Annotated in this window: 18 protein-coding genes and 1 riboswitch; of the genes, 12 read left to right on the forward strand and 6 right to left on the reverse strand. The window is 65.1% G+C overall.

All coding sequences use genetic code 11. The features are described 5' to 3' along the window. The first annotated feature begins 58 nt into the window (after positions 1-58). Together D5687_RS10340 and D5687_RS10345 are read left to right on the forward strand one after the other, a co-directional pair. Complete coding sequence (locus tag D5687_RS10340) at positions 59-826, forward strand: ATP-binding cassette domain-containing protein (protein WP_240031483.1); 768 nt, start codon at positions 59-61, stop codon at positions 824-826. A 142-nt stretch (positions 827-968) separates the two neighbouring features. Beyond that, the gene (locus D5687_RS10345; protein ID WP_125199702.1) at positions 969-1763 is read left to right on the forward strand and encodes an ABC transporter permease; all 795 of its coding nucleotides are present in this window, start codon (positions 969-971) and stop codon (positions 1761-1763) included. A gap of 149 nt (positions 1764-1912) precedes the next feature. Here the strand turns inward: D5687_RS10345 and D5687_RS10350 are convergent, their stop codons facing one another. Together D5687_RS10350 and folE are read right to left on the reverse strand one after the other, a co-directional pair. Continuing rightward, the gene (locus D5687_RS10350; protein WP_125199703.1) at positions 1913-2647 is read right to left on the reverse strand and encodes an SDR family oxidoreductase; all 735 of its coding nucleotides are present in this window, start codon (positions 2645-2647) and stop codon (positions 1913-1915) included. Positions 2648-2651: 4 nt separating this feature from the next. Then, on the reverse strand, positions 2652-3260 hold the full coding sequence (gene folE, locus D5687_RS10355) for a GTP cyclohydrolase I FolE (RefSeq protein WP_125199704.1): 609 nt from the start codon (positions 3258-3260) through the stop codon (positions 2652-2654). Positions 3261-3440: 180 nt separating this feature from the next. On the opposite strand from folE, the gene argS reads away from it, so the two are divergent. The 5 genes from argS (at position 3441) to D5687_RS10380 (ending at position 8896) form a co-directional block, all read left to right on the forward strand. Then, entirely contained in the window at positions 3441-5204 is a 1764-nt protein-coding gene (argS, locus tag D5687_RS10360) for an arginine--tRNA ligase (RefSeq protein WP_125199705.1), read from the forward strand. Between the two features lie 32 nt (positions 5205-5236). After that, positions 5237-5785 (forward strand): SPOR domain-containing protein, encoded by a 549-nt coding sequence (locus D5687_RS10365; protein WP_158611859.1) that lies wholly within the window; start codon positions 5237-5239, stop codon positions 5783-5785. A 122-nt stretch (positions 5786-5907) separates the two neighbouring features. Then, the gene (locus D5687_RS10370; protein WP_158611860.1) at positions 5908-7635 is read left to right on the forward strand and encodes a GGDEF domain-containing protein; all 1728 of its coding nucleotides are present in this window, start codon (positions 5908-5910) and stop codon (positions 7633-7635) included. Between the two features lie 116 nt (positions 7636-7751). Beyond that, a complete protein-coding gene (locus D5687_RS10375; RefSeq protein WP_125199708.1) occupies positions 7752-8687 on the forward strand; it encodes a branched-chain amino acid transaminase in 936 nt (311 codons plus the stop codon). Beyond that, a complete protein-coding gene (locus tag D5687_RS10380; RefSeq protein ID WP_125199709.1) occupies positions 8684-8896 on the forward strand; it encodes a zinc-finger domain-containing protein in 213 nt (70 codons plus the stop codon). The genes D5687_RS10375 and D5687_RS10380 overlap by 4 nt, the downstream gene beginning before the upstream one ends. Here the strand turns inward: D5687_RS10380 and D5687_RS10385 are convergent. Next, positions 8878-9903: a mitochondrial fission ELM1 family protein gene (locus D5687_RS10385; RefSeq protein ID WP_125199710.1), complete on the reverse strand. Its 1026-nt coding sequence runs from the start codon at positions 9901-9903 to the stop codon at positions 8878-8880. The genes D5687_RS10380 and D5687_RS10385 overlap by 19 nt on opposite strands. 52 nt (positions 9904-9955) lie before the next feature. Here D5687_RS10385 and D5687_RS10390 point away from each other — a divergent pair, with 52 nt between their 5' ends. Genes D5687_RS10390 through D5687_RS10400 form a run of 3 tightly spaced genes read left to right on the forward strand, consistent with a single transcriptional unit; the run spans position 9956 to position 12716 of the window. After that, the gene (locus D5687_RS10390) at positions 9956-11134 is read left to right on the forward strand and encodes a glycosyltransferase family 4 protein (protein WP_240031484.1); all 1179 of its coding nucleotides are present in this window, start codon (positions 9956-9958) and stop codon (positions 11132-11134) included. A gap of 2 nt (positions 11135-11136) precedes the next feature. Further along, positions 11137-11967, forward strand: coding sequence for a hypothetical protein (locus D5687_RS10395; protein ID WP_125199711.1), 831 nt, complete (start codon positions 11137-11139; stop codon positions 11965-11967). A 26-nt stretch (positions 11968-11993) separates the two neighbouring features. Next, a complete protein-coding gene (locus D5687_RS10400; RefSeq protein ID WP_125199712.1) occupies positions 11994-12716 on the forward strand; it encodes a hypothetical protein in 723 nt (240 codons plus the stop codon). A gap of 10 nt (positions 12717-12726) precedes the next feature. Here the strand turns inward: D5687_RS10400 and D5687_RS10405 are convergent, their stop codons facing one another. After that, positions 12727-13617, reverse strand: a complete 891-nt coding sequence (locus D5687_RS10405; protein WP_125199713.1) for a lysophospholipid acyltransferase family protein — start codon at positions 13615-13617, stop codon at positions 12727-12729. Positions 13618-13720: 103 nt separating this feature from the next. Here D5687_RS10405 and D5687_RS10410 point away from each other — a divergent pair, with 103 nt between their 5' ends. Next, positions 13721-14953, forward strand: a complete 1233-nt coding sequence (locus D5687_RS10410; protein ID WP_158611861.1) for a 3-deoxy-D-manno-octulosonic acid transferase — start codon at positions 13721-13723, stop codon at positions 14951-14953. A 46-nt stretch (positions 14954-14999) separates the two neighbouring features. Here the strand turns inward: D5687_RS10410 and D5687_RS10415 are convergent, their stop codons facing one another. Then, positions 15000-16520 carry a TolC family outer membrane protein gene (locus D5687_RS10415; RefSeq protein WP_125199715.1) on the reverse strand — a complete coding sequence of 507 codons (1521 nt, stop codon included), beginning with the start codon at positions 16518-16520 and terminating at the stop codon, positions 15000-15002. Between the two features lie 288 nt (positions 16521-16808). Continuing rightward, a complete protein-coding gene (locus D5687_RS10420) occupies positions 16809-17468 on the reverse strand; it encodes a protein-L-isoaspartate O-methyltransferase (protein ID WP_125199716.1) in 660 nt (219 codons plus the stop codon). A 205-nt stretch (positions 17469-17673) separates the two neighbouring features. After that, a riboswitch (TPP riboswitch) is annotated at positions 17674-17785 on the forward strand. A 70-nt stretch (positions 17786-17855) separates the two neighbouring features. On the opposite strand from D5687_RS10420, the gene thiC reads away from it, so the two are divergent. Continuing rightward, complete coding sequence (thiC, locus tag D5687_RS10425; protein ID WP_125199717.1) at positions 17856-19745, forward strand: phosphomethylpyrimidine synthase ThiC; 1890 nt, start codon at positions 17856-17858, stop codon at positions 19743-19745. Positions 19746-19843 lie beyond the last annotated feature (98 nt).

The raw sequence follows: 19843 nt of genomic DNA on the forward strand, positions 1-19843 counted from the left end.
TGGTATCAGATTGATGGGGTGAAGGTGCCCCATCAACCATTAAATCCGTATACCCAAAATGCTGATGGGGCTGGCCGATTTCGATGCCGGCGAGCTCTCGGTGCTCGGGCACACCCTGCCAGCCGAGGCGCGCGCCATCCGCGCCCGCGTGGGGCTGGTTCCCCAGGGGGACAACCTTGACCCGGACTTCACGGTTCGCGAAAACCTGTTCATGTACGCCCGCTTTTTCGGTCTGTCCCGGTCACAGGTGGCCACGCGGGTCGATGCGCTGCTCGAGTTCGCCAACCTGACGCACAAGGCCGATGCCCGCGTCGACCAGTTGAGTGGAGGCATGCAGCGCCGCCTGACCATCGCCCGCGCGCTGGTTAATGACCCGGAGGTCGTCATACTGGATGAACCCACCTCGGGGCTCGATCCGCAGGTGCGCCACGTCATCTGGGGGCGGTTGGCCGAATTGCGTGCCCGCGGTGTAACCCTGGTGCTGACGACCCATTACATGGAAGAAGCCGAGCGGCTCTGCGACGAGCTGGTGGTGATGGACCACGGTCGCATTCTCGATCAGGGCAGACCGGGTCAGCTGATTCGGCGCCATGTCGAGCCGGACGTGATCGAATTGCGTGGCTCAGTCAGCGATGGCGTGTTCGCCACGTTGACCTCGATGGCCTTGCGCGTCGAGCGTCACGGTACCGCCGTCTACGTCTACACCGGGGTGCCGGGCCCGATTCTCGATTTTCTTGGTCAGCCCGATGGTCTGACGGTAATCCACCGTCGCGCCGGGCTCGAGGACGTGTTCCTGCACCTGACCGGGCGGGAGTTGCGCGAATGACGGCACCTCGACAAAGCTACTGCGCCACGCGATTGCTGCGTCGCGTGCTCGCTCGCTCCTCGCCTATCGGAGTGATATGTCTCGTCGCTCGCTGCGCGGCTCCTTGCACTCGCGCGGCTCATAACGCTTTATCGAGGTGCCGATGTCTATGAGGCGTTCCATCTGGCAGTTGCCGCGAGCCAGGATGGCGGCGTTTTCCGTATTCGCTCGTAATTTTCTGGTCTGGCGGAAACTGATCGGGCCGGCGATCGTGCTCAACTTCGGTGAGCCGGTGATCTACCTGCTGGGCCTGGGCATCGGTCTGGGGGCGCTGGTGGGCGACATCGGCGGGCTGCCGTATCTCGTTTTCCTCGCCTCGGGGATCGTCGCGTCCTCGGCGATGATCTCGGTCAGCTTCGAGGGCATGTACTCGGTCTACACGCGGATGGTGCCGCAGAAGACCTTCGACGCCATCATGGCCACGCCCTTGGATATCGACGACATCATCCTCGGCGAAACCATCTGGGCGGCCTTCAAGGGGCTGTTGAGCGCTGTGGCAATCCTGATCGTCGCCGCCCTGCTGGGTGCGGTGCCGGGCGGCTGGATGGCGCTGTGGGCGCTGCCCGTAGTGTTCCTGCTCGGGCTGGCCTTTGCTGGGCCGGCCATCGTGATGACGGCCATCGCCGACAACTACGATTTCTTCAACTACTACTTCGTGCTGGTGGTCACCCCGATGTTCATGCTCTCCGGGGTGTTCTTCCCGATCGAGACCTTGCCCGCCTGGATGCAGACCGCGGTGCTGGTCCTGCCGTTGACGCACGCGATCGAGATCATCCGTCCCGTGATCGTCGGTGAGCCGGTCGAGCACCTGGTCGCCCACCTGGCCGTGCTGGGCGGCTTCGCCGTGGTCGCCTACTACCTCGCCGTGGCCTTGGTGCGACGTCGGTTGTGGGCTTGATAAAAGCTGGAAGCTGACAGATCCGAAGACGGAAGAGGGCGCGTAGGAGCGGCTTTAGCCGCGATGGCTCAAAGGGGCAACGATCAGACTCGCAGCCGACTCTTGATGTGCTCAAAGGCGGAATCGACGGTTTCGTCCAGCCCCAGCCGTCAGTTATCCCAGCGCCGCCCGGTATCGAGCCGGATGACGGCCTGATTGATCAGCGGGCAGGCCATCAGGTAATCGATCGTCTGGCTGACCACCCTCGGGCCGGGCTCGAAGGGCAACAAGCGCCGCTTGAGGCGATGGCGGCGGTACCCGGCGTCGTCTTCCGGGTGGAACATCAGCAGACCGGGGGCGATGGCGTTGACGCGGGTGTGGGGGGCGTAACGCAGGGCCAGTGACCGGATCGAGCTTTCAATTGCCGCCTTCGAGGCGATGTAGTGGATGTGGTCGGGCTCGCCTTCATCGATGTGTGCATCGGTGATGAACACCGCCTGCCGGTCGGCGTGGCCGTCATCCCGGTCGCGGGCGGGCAGGACGCGCTGCAGGTGTTCGGTCAGCTCGATCGGGCTGGTCACGTGCACGGTGTACATCGCCGTGGCCAGTTCGGGATTCGCGGCGACGTCCTCGTCACGGTGCCAGATCGAGGCGTTATGCACGATCAGATCGAGTCGATCGGTTCGATCGGCGACCTGCTGGGCAAACTCGGCGAGCCGTTCCCGCTCGAGCAGGTCCAGCGGCAGGGCGATCAGGCCCTGGTCGATGAGCGCGCGCAGGGCGTCGGTCTCGTGGCGATAGGTGCCGATGACCCGGTGGCCGGCGGCCAACAGGTGCTCGGCCAGGTGGGAGCCGACCCGGCGCGTCACCCCGGTGATCAGGATGGTCTGGGCGCGTGATGTCATGGCGTCACCGTGCAACCAGCTGCAGGAACTCGTTTCGGGTGGCCGCGCTGTTGCGGAACTGTCCGGTCATCCGCGAGGTGATCGTCTCGGACTCGACCTTCTCGACCCCGCGCATCGCCATGCACATGTGGGCCGCGCGCACTTGCACGGCAACGCCGGCGGCCCCGGTGGCGCTCTCCACGGCCTCGGCGATCTGCTGGGTCATGTTCTCCTGGATCTGCAGGCGACGCGCGTAGAGATCGACGATGCGGGCGAGCTTGGACAGCCCCAGTACCTTGCCCTGCGGGATGTAGCCGATGTCGACGTGACCGATGATCGGCAGCATGTGGTGTTCGCAGAGGCTGTAGAACTCGATGTTGCGTACCACCACCATCTCGTCGTTGTCCGACTCGAACAGGGCGTTGCCGATGGCCGATTCCACGCGTTGATTCAGCCCCTGGTTCAGGTAGAGCAGGGCCTTAGCGACGCGCTTGGGCGTGTCGACCAGCCCTTCGCGGGCGGTATCTTCGCCCAGTTCGGCCAGGATGGTCTTGACCGCGCCGGCGATGGTCTCGACGCGCTTTTCGTCCGCGCCGACCGGTTCGGGAAAGTCGTCCTCGTGCAAGGCTGCCATGTTGGTGGTTTCTCTCAGTAAAGGCTCAAAACGTCGGCAGGAACTTTAGCAGGTGCCCGCGGGCATGTCTGACTGTCGCGGTTGGTTGGGCCCGCGCTTGCCGCTAAACTGTCGCGTTCTTTCCCGGTGCCGCTCGCGGTACCCATGTCATGTTTCCAGCGCTAAGGGGTTATCCCGTCCGTGAAGGCCGTAATCGAACAACGTCTCCAGGCCATCTGCCAGCAACTCGTCGCCGAGGGCGACCTGCCCGCCGACGTGTCGGTCAAACCGGTGCTGACCGTGCCGAAAGACCCGGCCCACGGGGATTTCGCCAGCAACCTAGCCATGCAACTGGCCAAGCCGATGAAACGACCGCCGCGGGCGATTGCCGAACGCATCGTCGAGGCCTTCGCCGACGAGCAGGGGGTCGAGCGCGTCGAGATTGCCGGTCCGGGTTTCATGAACTTCTTCGTCGAGGCGGGCGCGGCCTTTGCCCTGATCGACCGCATTCTCGAGGAAGGCGAGCGCTTCGGTTGCTCGAATGCCGCCGGTGGTCAACGCGTGCAGGTGGAATTCGTCTCGGCCAACCCCACCGGTCCGCTGCACGTCGGTCATGGTCGTGGCGCGGCCTACGGCTCGGTGGTGGCGAGCCTGCTCGAGGCGGTCGGTGCCGACGTCCAGCGCGAGTACTACGTCAACGATGCCGGCCGGCAGATGCACATCCTCGCGGTCAGCGTCTGGCTGCGGTATCTGGAAGGGCAGGGCGAGAGCATTGCGTTCCCCTCCAACGGCTATCGCTCCGAGGGCTACATCCTCGATATCGCGGCGGCGCTGGCGGACGAGCACGGCCGGCGACTGGTGGTGGGCTCGGACAAGGTGTTCGCCGACCTGCCGAAGGATGCGCCGGACGGCGACAAGGAGCGTCACATCGATGCGCTGATTCGGCGCATGCGTGAGTTGCTGGGCGAGACCGACTACCAGTTGGTGTTCCGCGCCGCCCTCGATTCGATCCTGTCGGACATCCGTGCCGATCTGGCGGAATTCGGGGTCACCTACGACAACTGGTATTCCGAACAGAGCCTCGCCGATCGGGGCCTGGTCGAGCGCGCCATCGAACGGCTGGAGGCGCAGGGTCACCTCTATGAACGTGACGGCGCGCTGTGGTTTCGCTCCACCGACTTCGGTGACGACAAGGACCGGGTGGTGCGGCGCGACAACGGCCAGACTACCTACTTTGCCTCCGATATCGCCTATCACCTCGACAAGTTCGATCGTGGCTTCGATCAGGTGGTGGATATCTGGGGCGCCGATCACCATGGCTACGTGCCCCGCGTGCGCGCCGCTCTGACCGCGCTGGGCAAGCCGGCCGATCAGCTGACCGTCTCGCTGGTGCAGTTCGCCATCCTCTACCGGGGCGGCGAACGGGTACCGATGTCGACCCGTTCGGGCAGCTTCGTCACCCTGCGCGAGCTACGCGAGGAAGTGGGCAACGATGCTGCTCGCTTTTTCTACGTGATGCGGGCGGCCAATCAGCATCTGGATTTCGATCTCGATCTGGCCAAAAGCCAGAGCAACGAGAACCCGCTCTACTACATCCAGTACGCCCACGCCCGGGTGGCCTCGGTGTTGCGCCAGCTTCCGCTGCGCGGCTTCACCCACGAGCCGCAAACCGGTCGCGAGGCCTACGCGCGACTGACCGAGTCGCACGAACAGGCCCTGTTCAAGCGCCTGTCGCAGTACCCGGCACTGGTCGAGCGGGCCGCCCTGGCGCACGAGCCACATCAGCTGGTGCACTACCTGCGCGATCTCGCCCAGGATTTCCACAGCTACTACAACGCACATGCCTTCCTGCTGGGTGACGACGCGCCGTTGCGCAACGCCCGGCTCAATCTGGTGCTGGCGACTCGGCAGGTGCTGGCCAATGGCCTGACGCTGCTCGGCGTCAATGCCCCGGACGAGATGTAACCGTCACGATGGCCAGCAAGGGGCGCAAAAAGGTGAATCGACCTCGATCCTCGGGAGGCAATCGTGGTGCCAAATGGGCGCTGCTGATCGCATTGGTCCTGCTGGTCGGGTTGGTGGTGTTGCTCGCTCGGCTGACGGCCGAGAACAACAGTCAGTCGAGCGACGCGTCGAGTGCCCAGACCGATACCCGCAGCGTGGAAAAGCCGCAGGAGAAGCAGCCGGTCTCGCCCGAATTCCAGTTCTATACTCTGCTGCCGGAGGAGGGTAACCAGCCCCCTCGGCCCACCGAGGAAGCCCCGGGGGCGCGCGACGAGCCGCCAACCGAGCCGTCCGAGCTGAAATCGGAGGCGCGCTACGTGCTCCAGGCCGGTTCATTCAGCAAGGCGCGCGATGCCGAGGCGCGCAAGGCGGAGCTGGCCATGCTCGGGGTCGAAAGCCGCATCGATCCGGTCGACGTGAGCGGGCAGCGCTATCACCGCGTGATTCTCGGCCCGCTGCCCGGCAAGGATGTCACGGCACTGCGCCGTCAACTCGATCAAGCCGGCATCGAGACGACCGAACCTCGTCGTAGCGACGGCTGATCGGCGTTCGTCGGATATTGCCCGGGCGCCATACTCGGAATACAGTGAGCCATATAAAGGACTGCCAGGACACAGGATCGTGTCGGCAGTGACGGCTCGTCCAATTCCGGGGATGACGCATGGTGGCTGGCAATACCGCGGAGCGGGTTGAAGCGGATACCCGCGTCAGGTGGGTTGGCCGCGTGTTGCCCCCGGCGGTGACCTGGTGGTTGCTGATCGTCTTCCTGCTTTTCGCCCCGGCCGCGCAGGCCGAGCGTGACCTCCTTTCGCAGGCCGAATGGGCCACCACCCAGGAGCGGCTCTCACCTGGCGAGGCGATGGCCCTCGATTACCGTGCCGGCGAGACGGCTGCCTTGAACCTCGGTCCATATCAGGGGCGACTCTGGCTGCGGATCAGCCTCGACGGCGAATCGTTGGGCAATTCGCGTTGGCTCTCGATTCGCTGGCCGTATTTCCGTGACCTGCGGGTTTTCCTACGCGATCCCAGCGCACCCGGGGGCGGCTGGCTGGAGGTGCGCGAGACCACCGAGGTGGCGGGATTGCTGGACATGCCGGGGCACCCGGGCCGGTTGTTGCCCCGGTTTTCAGGTGAGCGCGAGGTATTGATCCAGCTGCGTGCCGATGGCCCGACGGCATTGCGCCTGACGCTCGGCACGCTGGAAGAGGAGCGGGTTCGCACCCTGGAGCGCTACACCCTGTTCGGCGTCTATCTCGGCGCGATGCTAGGCATGGCGGCCTACAGCCTGTTTCTGATGCTGGCGGTGCGCGAGCGCACCTATCTCGGCTATGCCGTGTTCCTGGCGACCACCGTGCTCTACATCGGCCTGCGCTACAACATCCTCACCCCGCTGTTCCCCGATGTCGTCCAGTCGGTGCCGCCCGCGGCACGGGCGCAATTGGCTGCCGCCCTGGTGGCGTTGTCGGGAATCTGGTTCGTGCGGCGATTCCTGCGTACCCAGCGTGATGATCGACTTGCCGATCGCGCGCTGGTTGGCGTCATGGTGTTGGCGCTGCTGTCCATGCCCGCCTCGATCTGGCTGGCGGGGGTCGTCTCTTTTGCCATCGTGGCCATCTATGCCGTCGCCACGGTGGTCGCGATTGTCTGGGCCGCCGTGCGGGCCATGCGCCGTGGTTTCGACCCGGCCGGCTATCTGCTGCTCGGCTGGTCGGTGTTCGCGCTGGCCGTTTTGCTGTATCTGGCCATGCTGCTGGGCTGGCTGCCGTATGCCACCTGGCTGATGGTCGCCCTGCCGGTCGGCTCGTTGGCCGAGGCCCTGTTGCTGGCGTTTGCCCTGGGGAATCGCATCCGGCACAAGCAGCGAGAGGAGGCCGTGCTGGCGCAGGAGCGGGATCGATACCGTTTTCTCAGCGAGCAGGATGGCCTGACCGGGCTCTACAACCGCCGCGCGCTGGACCGACGTCTCGATCGTGCCATCGCGGCGAGCCTGCGCACGGGCGATCCGCTGAGCCTGATCGTGCTCGATACCGACTGGTTCAAGGATTACAACGACCGCTACGGTCACCTGGCCGGTGACGATGCGTTACGCTGCCTGGCGCGCGTGATGCGGGCGAATGTGCGCGATGATGACGCGTGCTTCCGCTACGGGGGTGAGGAGTTCGTCATCCTCCTGCCGGGGCAGGCGCTGGCCCAGGCGACGGTGGTCGCCGAACGGATCCGCGAGGCCTATCGCGGCAACTCCGCCTCCGAGCTCGGCCCCGGCGGCACCGTGAGTCTCGGGGTGGCGCAATTTCGCGAGGGCGATAGCGCCAACACCCTGCTAGCGCGTGGCGATGCTGCCCTCTATCACGCCAAGGAGCGCGGGCGCGATCGAGTGGAGTTGGCCCACTGACGCCCCTGCCGGAATCCCGCTGGGGGTGGTAAACTCGCGGGTTTGCGCGCCGGTGTGTCGTTGATCGCTCAACGCGCCGCGCGGCACCGTTTCACTGCTCTGCGAGGCATAAAGCAATGTCGATGGAAGATCGCGATGGCCTGATCTGGCTGGATGGCGAGATGGTCGAATGGCGTGAGGCCAAGACCCACGTGCTCACCCACACCCTGCACTACGGCATGGGCGTGTTCGAGGGCGTGCGGGCCTACAAGACCGACCAGGGCACCGCGATCTTCCGCCTCGAGGATCACACCCGGCGGCTGCACAACTCGGCCAAGATCCTCGGCATGAAGCTGCCCTACACCGAAAGCCATCTCAACGAGGTGCAGCGTCAGGTCGTGCGCGAGAATAACCTCGAGAGTGCCTACATCCGGCCGATGGCGTTCTACGGCTCCGAGGGGATGGGGCTGCGTGCCGACAACCTCAAGGTGCACGTCATGGTCGCGGCCTGGCACTGGGGTGCCTACCTGGGCGCGGAGAACATCGAGAAGGGTATTCGCATCCGCACTTCGAGCTACTCGCGCCACCACGTCAACGTCACCATGTGCAAGGCCAAGGCCAACGGGGCCTACATGAACTCCATGCTGGCACTGCGTGAGGCCACCGCCGCCGGTTACGACGAGGCGATGCTGCTCGACACGCAGGGTTTCGTCGCCGAGGGCTCGGGCGAGAACATCTTTATCGTGCGCGACGGCATACTTTTCACGCCGGACCTGACTGCCGCGCTCGACGGCATCACCCGCCGGACGATCATCGCGCTGGCGAACCAGTTCGGCATCCCGGTGGTGGAAAAGCGCATTACCCGCGACGAGGTCTACATCGCCGACGAGGCCTTCTTCACCGGCACGGCCGCCGAGGTCACGCCGATCCGCGAGGTCGATGACCGGCCGATCGGCAGCGGCGTGCGTGGCCCGATCACCGAGCGGCTGCAGAGCACCTACTTCGACCTGGTCGAGGGGCGCTACCCGCCGCTGGCGGACAACTGGCTGGACTACGTGGAGGCGAAAGCATGAACCCGGATACCGCGTCGCACCCCCAGGATTTCGACACCCCCAACGCCGATCGGCTTGTCGAGGTGACCCAGGCGGACCTGCCGATCTACTGCCCGCCCGAGGAAGATGCCTTGTGGAACTCGCACCCGCGGGTCTACATCCACCTCGAGCACCAGGGCGACGAGGCCCGCTGCATCTACTGCAGTGCGGTCTACAAGCTGGTCGACTGACAGGGGCGTTGCGGCGGAGTTAGCGCCCGCCCGTGAACCTTTTCGCAGATGGCCGTTGCCACCTGTTGCGTGTCATCCACCGCCGCGTATTGCCACTGGTCGAGCGTGCCGTCGAAGGTGCGTGTCACGCCTTCGTCGCGCAGTTCGCGATGGAATCGCGCCAGGCGTTTCGAGTAGCGGCCGAAATCGATCACGTACAGCGGATGACCGGTGGAGGCGGCCTCGGAGACCATCGAGGCCGAATCGCCGCTGACCACCAGATAATCGGCCAGGGCGAGGATGCCGAAGTAGGGATTCGGTCCCTGACCTTGCCAGAGTTGGTGCGGCACCTCGCGGAGGGTCTCGGCCAGGACGCGGGTATTGGCCTCGCCCGTGCGTCGTGACGGCGTGATCAGGAGCGAGCCGCCGTTGTTGTGCGCCGCACTCGCAAGTTGCTCGCCGATCTGCCGCGTCTTCTCCGGGGTGAGTGTCATGGTGCGGTTCGAGCCGCCCAGCAACACGCCAATCCAGGGGCGCGGCAGTGCCTCGAACTGGTTACGGAATTGGCCGGCGGCCTGATCGAGCTTTGCCTGGGTGACGTGATGGATCGCCCCGCGCGTCGGCAGGACATTCGGTCCGCTCAGCCCGTCGTGGCGCGGCGGCACCACCAGGTCGAAGTATCGCGGCGGGATCAGCGGGTCCTGTACATGCACCGTGAAGCAGCGCCCGCCACTGGCCTTGCGGATGGCGATCGAGACCGCCGCGCTGCGCCGTCCGCAGGTAATGAGCACGCGAGGCCAGGGTGGGGCGATAGGGTCCGAGTCGGGGCTGAGCTTGCCCAGCGGCCGGGGCACCCAGTGCATCGGCAGCCAGCGCCACGGGCGCGGCATGCCGATGGTCTTCTGCACCACCGGCCAGCCGGTGCACTCGGCGACTGCCTCAGCCAGCCCGCGGGCCTGGTTGGCCATGCCGGCTTCGCCGGTGGTGACGGCCCATATCTCGTTGACGGTCTCGGGATGCGTCGGCATGCGGGCATGATAGCGTCTCCGGCAGACCGTCGGGGAGCATTGGGAGGACAGGGTGAGAGAAGACGAGCAGGGAGCCGAGCGTGTGGCGCGTCGCTTGACCGTGGTGCAGATGCTGCCCGCCCTCGACGGTGGTGGTGTCGAGCGCGGCACGCTCGAGATCGCCGAGGCGCTCGTGGCGGCCGGCCATCGCGCCGTCGTGATCTCCGAGGGCGGCCGCCTGGTCGAGGAACTCGAGGCGTTGGGGGGCGAGCACGTCACGCTCCCCGTCGGTCGCAAGGCGCTGAGCACGCTGCGCTACATTCCGATCGTGCGTCGCCTGCTGCGCGACGAGGGTGTCGACATCCTGCACCTGCGCTCGCGCCTGCCCGCGTGGATTGGATACCTCGCCTGGAAGGGGCTACCGAACGAATCCCGTCCGCATCTGGTCACCACCGTTCACGGCGCCTATTCGCCCGGCTGGTACAGCGCCGTGATGACCAAGGGCGAGCGCGTGATCGCCGTCTCCGACAGCATCGTCGAGTACATCCGCAGCAACTACCCGACGGTCGACCCCGACCGCATCGTGCGCATCTATCGCGGTATCGACCCCGAGCACTATCACCCCGACTTTCGTCCCGATCCGGCGTGGGTTGAGCGGTTTTTCACGGAAAACCCGCAGGCCAGGGATCGCTGGCTGCTGATCCTGCCGGGGCGCATCACCCAGATCAAGGGTCAGATGGATCTCATCGAGATCGTCGCCGGGCTCAAGGCCCGCGGCGTGCCGGTTCATGCCCTGTTGGTCGGCGGTGTGCACCCGCGGCGGCAGGAGTATTGGCAGCGCGTGCAGGCCGCCGTTGCGGAGAAGGGACTGTCCGATGACATCACCTGGCTCGGGCCGCGCCATGATTTGCGGGAAATCATGGCCATCAGTGACGTCGTGCTGTCGCTCACGCAAAAGCCCGAGTCCTTTGGCCGCACTGTTACCGAAGCCTTGGCGCTGGGGCGTCCCGTCCTCGGGTACGACCACGGCGGGGTGGGGGAGCAGCTTGCTCGTATCTATCCGGAGGGGCGTGTGCCGGTCGGTGATCTGTCGCTGGCTATCGGCCGGTTGGAGAAATGGTATCGGGCCGGCGTCCCGTCGGTGAATGTTGATGTTCCATTCACCCTCGCGGCAATGCAGAGTGAGACCGTCGCGCTTTATGAAAGCGTTATTGGTATGAGCAGGGGAAATGATGAGGCAATAGGGAGATGAGCATGCTGATCAAGCCTGAGGGCATCACAGTTGGGATGGGAATCCTTAGCTGGAAGGCGCCGAAAACGCTTTCGAAAACGTTGGAAACCTATGCTGATGGCGATCTTTTCTCACTATTCGACAAGCGACGGATCCTGTTCCAGGAGATGAGTGAGCAAGATCGTGAGGTGGCAGACGCCTTTGGGCTGGCTGCCGAGGGCACGGCCGCAAACACGGGTATTTTCGGGGGCGTGAAGGCGCTCCTGGAAGGGCTCGAGTGTGATTACGTGCTCCTGCTCGAGAATGATTGCCCCTTGATCGAGTCGCATGACGAGTCGGCTCGACAGTTATCTGCCGCGCTGTTCGACGCGGAAGAGTTCGGTATCCCGGTATTCCGCTTTCGCAGCCTCAGGCAACCCGGGCAGGACTTCGCCACCCTCGAGAAGTTTCGCCGTTATTTCGATGATAAGGTGCGGCCCGACTCCGCCCCCGGTGCCTGGCTGCCCCGGATGCGCCGCGCTTTGCGGCCGGGCAAGGCCAGGCGATTGCAGGGGATTGCGGCGTACGCGACAGCGGAGCCCGAGCGGGTCTTTCCTGCCGTCTTCCGGCGCACCGATCGAGGCAGTCTCGTCACCGCCTCGCCCTATCTCAACTGGACCAACCAGTCGATCCTGGTTCGACGCGACTGGATGCTCGATAAGATGCTCCCGTACGTGGAGGCGAATCCGTCGTCGCGACGAGTCAATGGTTTCAGCGATATCGAGAAAGAGTTGAACCGGCCGTGGTGGCGCCATCAGCAAATCCCGGTTGGTCTGGTTCCGGGTCTGTTCACCCATGAACGGGTGGATCGCTAACCGATTCCGAAACAAGAGTGAGACCGATGAAAAACGTTGTCTGCATGAAATGGGGCGATGCCTATACCGCCCAGGACGTGAATACCCTGTACGGCATGGTGGCGCGAAACATCACGCCGCCTTTTCGGTTTGCCTGCTTTACCGATGATGCCTCGGGCATTCGCGACGAGGTGGAAACCCACCCGCTGCCAGAGGTGAACGTCCCGGCCCATCGCATGCACGAGGCCTGGCGGAAACTCGGTACCTTCACCCCGGATTTGGGCGGCATGGAAGGGGATGCACTGTTTCTGGACCTTGATATCGTCATCCGGGACTCGCTCGATCCGTTTTTCGAGCACCCCGGCGATTTCTGCATCATCCACAACTGGACCCATCCGGATCGCGTAGTGGGTAATTCCTCGGTTTATCGGTTCAAGATCGGGGACCTGTCGTGGGTGCTGGATCGGTACAACGAGGACCCCGAAAAGGTGATGGCCGAGCGCCGCAACGAGCAGATATACCTCACCGAAACACTCCACGAGTCCGGTTACAACATGGTCTATTGGCCGGCGGAGTGGTGTGTGAGCTTCAAGAAGCACTGCATGCCTCATCGCCTGCTGGCGCCGTTCATCGCGCCGAGAGAGCCGAAGGACGCCAAGATCGTGGTCTTTCACGGCCATCCCAAGCCGGACGAGGCGATTCGCGGCGAATGGAAGGGCAAGTGGAAGTGGATGCGTCCCACACCGTGGGTCGCCGAACATTGGCACTGAGGCCCTTGTTTCAGTAGGGAGTCGGGATGCCTTCGGGCAGTGTCTTGAACCGCCGATGCCCCCAGAGGTACATCGCCGGGTGGCGGCGGATTTCGGCCTCCAGTCGTTCGACGAGTAGCTGGGTGTCGGCCACTTCGTTGCCGCTGGGGATGCCTTCGATCGGCGGTTCGATCTCGAGCTCGTAGCGGTTGCCGAAGCGGCGGACGTGGTAGGGCAGGATCACGGCTCGGCCCATGCGGGCGAGTATCGGCATGGCGGTGTTGGTCGCTGCCGGCAGGCCGAAGAAAGGAATGAAGGCGCTGGTCTTGCCGTGGTAGTTCTGGTCCGGCGCGGTCCAGAGTACGTCACCGGCGCGCAGGGCGCGGACCATGGCGCGGGTGTCCTCGCGGTGGATCAGGCCGGCCAGGTGCTTCTCGCGCCCCTGGTCGATCAGCGCGTCGATCGCCGGGTTGTTGTTGGGGCGATAGACGGCATGCACCGGTGCATGGCGGGAGACGAAGTACACGCCCAGTTCCATGTCGGTGACGTGCGCGGCGTTGAGGATCACCCCCTGCCCGGCCGCCCGGGCGGCCTCGAGATGTTCCAGGCCGATAATGCGGTACTCGGGCACGCGGTCGAGGTTGCCAAACCAGCCCCAGAATCCCTCGCAGATGCCGGCCCCGAGTCGGGCGAAGTGTTCATCGATGGTGTGCTCCCGCGCCGCGGCGGTCCATTCGGGGAAGGCCACGGACAGGTTTGCCCGCATGACGTGCCGTCGTTTCTTGAGCACACGCGCCATAAACCAGCCAAGCCCACGGCCGAAGGCAAGTCGGGCACGCTGCGGCAAGGCGGCGATCAGCCGCGGAATCAGCGACAGCAGCAAGCGCGTCGCGCGAATGCGAGGTGGGAGTGGTTCACTCATGGAGCGGCATTCTAAGCGATAATGGGCCCATGCACTTGAAGCGAGTTGTCTGCCCGTTCGTAAGCCCCTTTAGTGATCTGTCCCCTTGGCAGGGGAGTGTGGCGTGAGGCGCTGGCAATACCAGGTCGCATTGGGCCTCATCGCCCCGTGGCTCTTGTGGGACGCGTGGCGACGTTATCGCCATGCCCCGCCCGGGCATCGACGCTTGCTGGAACAGTTCGGGCGTCTGCGGGATGGGTTGCCCCGGGGCGGCTTGTGGTTGCATGCGGTTTCCCTGGGCGAGGTACGGGCCGCAGCCATGCTGGTCAGCGCGCTGCAGGCACGCTGGCCCAATCTTCCGATCGTGATCAGCACCACCACCGAGACCGGCGCCGAGGCGGCACGCGCACTCGGCCTGCCGCATTTCTATGCCCCCTTCGATCTGGCCTTTGCGCAGCGTCGCGTGCTGGCGCACTTGCGCCCGCGGCTGATGGTGGTGATGGAGACGGAGCTTTGGCCGAACCTGGTGCGCGAGGCGGGGCGTGCCGGCGTGCCGCTGGTCATCGCCAATGCCCGCCTGTCCGACCGGTCCTACGACCGATACGCCCGCTGGGGTGGTGGTTTGCTCCGTGAGGTGCTGAGCGGGGTCGAGCTGATCTGCGCTCAGTCCGCAGCCGACCGGGATCGTTTTCTCAAGCTGGGCGCGCCGCATGCCGAGGATTGCGGCAACCTCAAATTCGACCTGCCGGTGAGCGAAGAGGCCGTGCCGGTGCCGGCTGAGCATTGCCTGACCTGGCTGGCGGCGAGCACTCACCCGGGTGAAGAGGCCCAAGTGCTTGCCGCGCACGAGCATGTACGCGCGCATTACCCCGACGCCCGCTTGATCCTGGTGCCACGCCACCCCGAGCGGGCGGGCGAGGTGTCGCGACTGGTCGATCGCTCCGGCCTGTCGGTGGGAACGTGGGCGCCCGATCAGCCGCCGGGCGACCGGCCGGCGGTGGAGGTCGTTGACCGGGCGGGACTGCTCGCGGGACTGTTCCCCGAGGTGCCGGTCGTCTTCATGGGCGGGTCGCTGGTGCCTGTCGGTGGGCACAATCCGATCGAGCCGGCCGCCGTGGGTCGCGCGGTGTTGCATGGGACGGCGGTGCAGAATTTTCGCCAGGTCTTTGCGGTGCTCGGTGAGCGAGATGCCTGTTGCGAGGTGGCCGACAGCGAGGCGCTGGCGACGGCGGTGATCGAGTGCTTCGCTCGGCCCGAGCGCTGGGCGGCGACCGGGGCACGGGCGCGTGCCGTGATCGCTGAACACCGCGGGGCGGCCGAGCGGCTGGTCGAGCGGCTCGCTTCGTGGTTGGACTAAGCGCTAAAAGCTGACGTCGATCGCCCGACCTCAGGCGAGACGAGGATCAGTCCTCGCCGTCGACCGTTTGGCGGGCGCGCTCGAGCACGCGTTGCATCATTTCGGTGTCTGCCGTGCTCGCGCCATCGTCATCGCTCCGGCCCATCAGCGGGGCGATCAGGGCGTTGGTTTCCTGATCCGTGAGCTGACGATTGATGGCCTCTAGGTCGGCGACGGTGAGCTGGCCGGTATCAGCCTTTAGCTGCAGCATGTTGGTGAGATAGTTGTAGCGGGCGTCGAGGTAGTCTGCCATGGCCTGGAACACGCGCAGCTCGGCATTGAGGACATCGACGATGGTGCGCGTGCCCACGCCGTAGCCCGCTTCGGTGGCGACCAGGCTGGTCCGTGCGGATTCGACTGCCTGGCGGAAGGCGGTGATCTCGCTGATCGAGGTCTGCACCCCGCGGTAGCTGTCGGAGGTCTGCTGGCGGACCTGGCGTCGCTGGCCGTCCAGATCGAACTGGCTGCGCTGGTAGTCGAAGGCCGCCTTGCGCGAACGCGAATTGATGCGCCCGCCGGTGTAGATGGGCAGCTCGACCTGTACGCCGACACTGCCGTTGAGCCCCCCGCGCCGGTCCTGCCGAGTCAATCCACCTCCGGTGTAGGTGTTGTCGTAACCGTATTGCGCCTCAAGCCCAACGGTCGGGGCACGGGCGGAGCGGTTGATGTCGACGGCCTGTTGGGCGATTTGCGTACCGACGGTCGCGCTCTGCAGCTCGAGATTTTGCGCCAGGGCCAGCTCGATCCACTGCTCGGGGTCGGCCGGTTGAGGCGCGGCCACGTCGAGATTGGTTCGGATGTCGTCGAGATCGGTGATCATCTGCCCGATGATGGTGGCCAAGGCCGCTTCGGCATTGTTGAGCTCGTTACGCGCGGCGATGATCTGCGCGTTGGCCTGATCGTATTCCGACTGGGCGTCTGCCACATCGGTCACCGCCACCAGGCCCACCTCGTATTGACGCTGGGCACGCTCGAGTTGTCGCGTGAGGGCCGTGCGGTTGGCCTGGGCCAATTGCAGCTGGGCATCGGCGTTCAGGACGCGGAAGTAGGCCTGGCCGGTGCGCAGGATCAGATCCTGACGGGCTTGCTCATAGTCGATCGCGGCCTGGTTCACCTCCAGCTCCGCTCGACCAACCTCGAGTTGGTCGGTCCGGTTGAAGATGGTTTGCTGGAGCGTCAGGCCGAGATTGCCACCAAAGCCATCGTTGCTGTCCGCGCCGGGGATTTCGCCAATGGTGGTGTCGGTGCGCTCAAACCGAACCCCTGCTCCTGCACCGATCTGCGGCAGCAGGTCGGCCCGTTCGATCGGGATGTTTTGCTCGACGGAAAGACGTTGCTGTTCGGCGGCGCGCAGCTGCTGATCGTTCTGTTCGGCCAACGAGTAGATGTCGAGCAGATCGGCCGACCACGCGGGGGTGCTGCCGACTGCCAGGCCCATGCCGATGGCGACCGACAGGACGGCGCGGCGCAGCGGCCGGTTCGGGGCGATGTGCCCGCCGCGAGTGGATGCGTTGCGACTGACAGGCATGGTCGGGACACCTCGGAAAGGTTGGTCGGGAATTGATTAGCTTGCTAATGGAATCGCACGATACCCCAGCCGTTGCTTCACCGGCAAGCGGTAGCCGCGCCGCCCGCTGGGTTTCAGTGGGTGCGTGTTCAAAGAGAAGAGCTTAGCGCAGAAAGGGCCCGGTTGGAGCCCCCTAGCGGGCACAGGGGCTGGCGGAGTCGTGGCGGGTGAGCGCAGGGCTCACCACGAATCGTCTCGAGGGCATCAAGCGCCGGCCAAGAGGATGCGTTTGCCTCTTGCGGTCGGTAATTAAAGCGAGAACGACGGTTTTGGTTCGGCGCCGATCAGGTAGCCCGTGCGGGTCTCGAACAGGGAATCGGTGCGGAAGTGGGTCTCGGATTCGCGGGTCACCATCGAGACGGTCTGGATCGGCCCCGTGCCGGTGATGGCGAGCAGCCGGCCGCCCATATTCAGCTGGCGCAGGCTTGCTTCCGGCATCTCGGTGCGGGCGCCGGTGAAGACGATCACGTCGAAGCGTTCATCGTTGGCCCAACCGTCGTGGGCATCGCCGGTTTCGAGCACGACCCGCTCGAAACCGAGCTCCGAGAGCAGGCCTCCGGCGCGCTCGGTGAAGTCCGGAAAGATGTCCACCGAGCGCACGCTGTTGCCCAGCGATGCCAGGCATGCCGTGAAGAAGCCGGTGCCGGTGCCGATCTCGAGCACGCGCTCACCGGGCTGGACCTGCAGGTACTGCAGGATCCGGCCCTCGACCACCGGCGCCAGCATGGTCTGCCCGTGGCCGATCGGCACGGCCACGTCGGCAAAGGCGTGAACCCGCTCGGCGTCCGGGACGAAACGCTCGCGCGGGACGTTGAAGAACACCTCCAGAACGCGCTTGTCGAGCACGTCCCAGGGGCGGATCTGTTGCTCGACCATGTTGAAGCGGGCCAGTTCGATGTCGGTGGGCATGAATTCGGCTCTGGTTTTCGGGAAAATTGAGTGCGCGGTAATTTACGGGTTTTCCACTGCCCCGGCAACTTCCCGCGATTGATGGGGCTGTCGAGCCGTTCTGCTAAGTCACTGAAAGCCGGCCGGGAACTTGTTATTTGCTGGCCGCTGGGGTAGCGTCCCGACCATAACGGTGGCTGCCCGGACGATGTTCGGTGGCCACCCATCCGCAGACTAGGGGTGCCGCCCCGACCGTGAATGGTCGGTCAGGCGGCTGAGACACACCCTTGGAACCTGATCCGGCTTGCATCGGCGTAGGGAAGTCTGTCTGGCACAACCGAGTACTCCTCCCCGTGTCCAGTCGGCGCTCGTCGTGCATGCCCCAATTGATGCACAGGTGGCATACCCATGAGCGCAATCCCCAGCGATTTCCTGCAGAAGACGGCGAAACTTTCCGAGACGGTCATCGCCCCGTTCCCGGCCAGTCACAAGCGCTACTCGGTCGGCTCGCGCCCCGATATCCGCGTGCCGTACCGCGAGGTCAGCCAGACGGCGACCCAGAGCGATTCCGGCATCGTTTCCAACCCGCCGATCCCGGTCTACGACACCTCCGGCCCGTACACCGACCCGGAGGTCGAGATCGACCTCCTCAAGGGTCTCACCCCGCTGCGCGCCGACTGGATCGACGAGCGCGGCGACACTGAGCAGCTCGACGGCCCGACCTCCCGCTTCGGCCAGGATCGTCTGGAAGACGAGAAGACCGCCAACCTGCGCTTCTCGCACATCCGCCCGCCACGTCGCGCCAAGGCGGGTGCCAACGTCACCCAGATGCATTACGCCCGTCAGGGGATCATCACCCCGGAGATGGAGTACGTCGCCATCCGCGAGAACAATCGCCTGCAGGAAATGCGCGCCGATCCGCGCTACGCGAAGCTGCTGCGCCAGCACCCGGGCGAATCCTTCGGTGCATCGATCCCCGACGAGATCACGCCCGAATTCGTTCGTGACGAGATCGCCCGTGGTCGCGCCATCATCCCGGCGAACATCAACCATCCGGAAATCGAGCCGATGATCATCGGCCGGAATTTCCGCACCAAGATCAACGGCAACCTCGGCAACTCGGCGGTCACCTCCGGCATCGCCGAGGAAGTCGAGAAGATGGTCTGGGGCATCCGCTGGGGCGGCGACACCATCATGGACCTGTCCACCGGCAAGCACATCCACGAGACCCGCGAGTGGATCCTCAGGAACTCGCCGGTGCCGATCGGCACCGTGCCGCTCTACCAGGCGCTGGAGAAGGTCGACGGCAAGGCCGAGGACCTCACCTGGGAGATCTACCGCGACACCCTGATCGAGCAGGCCGAGCAGGGTGTCGACTACTTCACCATCCACGCCGGCGTGCGCCTGGCCTACGTGCCGATGACCGCCGACCGCGTCACCGGGATCGTCTCGCGCGGCGGCTCGATCATGGCCAAGTGGTGCCTGGCCCACCACGAGGAGTCCTTCCTCTACACGCGCTTCAACGAGATCTGCGAGATCATGAAGGCCTACGACGTCTCCTTCTCGCTGGGCGACGGCCTGCGCCCGGGCTGCCTGGCGGATGCCAACGACGAGGCACAGTTCGCGGAGCTCAAGACCCTGGGCGAGCTGACCCAGATCGCCTGGAAGCACGACGTGCAGGTGATGATCGAGGGGCCGGGCCACGTGCCGCTGCACATGGTCAAGGAGAACATGGACAAGGAACTCGAGGACTGCTTCGAGGCGCCGTTCTACACCCTCGGGCCGCTGGTCACCGACATCGCGCCGGCCTACGACCACATCACCAGCGGCATCGGCGCGGCCAACATCGGCTGGTACGGCACCGCGATGCTCTGCTATGTCACGCCCAAGGAACACCTCGGCCTGCCGGACAAGGACGACGTGCGCGAAGGGGTGATCACCTACAAGATCGCCGCCCATGCCTCGGATCTCGCCAAGGGCTTCCCGGGCACGCAGGTGCGCGACAACGCCCTTTCCAAGGCACGTTTCGAGTTCCGCTGGCTGGACCAGTACCACCTGTCGCTCGACCCGGAGCGGGCGCGTGAGTACCACGACGCGACCCTGCCGGCCGACGCGCACCAGGTGGCGCACTTTTGCTCCATGTGCGGCCCGCACTTCTGCTCGATGAAGATCACCCAGGAGGTCCGTGAGTACGCCGACCAGCTGGGGGTCGATGAGGAGGAGGCCCTCAGGCAGGGTATGAAGGAGAAGTCGATCGAGTTCGTCCAGAAGGGCGGCGAGGTCTACGGTCGGATCTAACGGCAGTTGCCTTGATAAACGAAACCCCGGCCTGGCTGAACTGACCCCCAAAAGTTGGACGGTTGGTTAGGCGGGCACCAAGGCCTGAGTCCTGAGTC

It is taken from the genome of Guyparkeria sp. SCN-R1, from assembly GCF_003932495.1.
Lineage (GTDB): Bacteria > Pseudomonadota > Gammaproteobacteria > Halothiobacillales > Halothiobacillaceae > Guyparkeria.

Bases quoted from the DNA above. Each gene is read 5' to 3' on its own strand.
- D5687_RS10340 (WP_240031483.1), top strand. From the start codon at position 59: ATGCTGATGGGGCTGGCCGATTTCGATGCCGGCGAGCTCTCGGTGCTC.
- D5687_RS10345 (WP_125199702.1), top strand. From the start codon at position 969: ATGTCTATGAGGCGTTCCATCTGGCAGTTGCCGCGAGCCAGGATGGCG.
- D5687_RS10350 (WP_125199703.1), bottom strand. From the start codon at position 2,647: ATGACATCACGCGCCCAGACCATCCTGATCACCGGGGTGACGCGCCGG.
- folE (WP_125199704.1), bottom strand. From the start codon at position 3,260: ATGGCAGCCTTGCACGAGGACGACTTTCCCGAACCGGTCGGCGCGGAC.
- D5687_RS10375 (WP_125199708.1), top strand. From the start codon at position 7,752: ATGTCGATGGAAGATCGCGATGGCCTGATCTGGCTGGATGGCGAGATG.
- D5687_RS10380 (WP_125199709.1), top strand. From the start codon at position 8,684: ATGAACCCGGATACCGCGTCGCACCCCCAGGATTTCGACACCCCCAAC.
- D5687_RS10385 (WP_125199710.1), bottom strand. From the start codon at position 9,903: ATGCCGACGCATCCCGAGACCGTCAACGAGATATGGGCCGTCACCACC.
- D5687_RS10395 (WP_125199711.1), top strand. From the start codon at position 11,137: ATGCTGATCAAGCCTGAGGGCATCACAGTTGGGATGGGAATCCTTAGC.
- D5687_RS10400 (WP_125199712.1), top strand. From the start codon at position 11,994: ATGAAAAACGTTGTCTGCATGAAATGGGGCGATGCCTATACCGCCCAG.
- D5687_RS10405 (WP_125199713.1), bottom strand. From the start codon at position 13,617: ATGAGTGAACCACTCCCACCTCGCATTCGCGCGACGCGCTTGCTGCTG.
- D5687_RS10415 (WP_125199715.1), bottom strand. From the start codon at position 16,520: ATGCCTGTCAGTCGCAACGCATCCACTCGCGGCGGGCACATCGCCCCG.
- D5687_RS10420 (WP_125199716.1), bottom strand. From the start codon at position 17,468: ATGCCCACCGACATCGAACTGGCCCGCTTCAACATGGTCGAGCAACAG.
- thiC (WP_125199717.1), top strand. From the start codon at position 17,856: ATGAGCGCAATCCCCAGCGATTTCCTGCAGAAGACGGCGAAACTTTCC.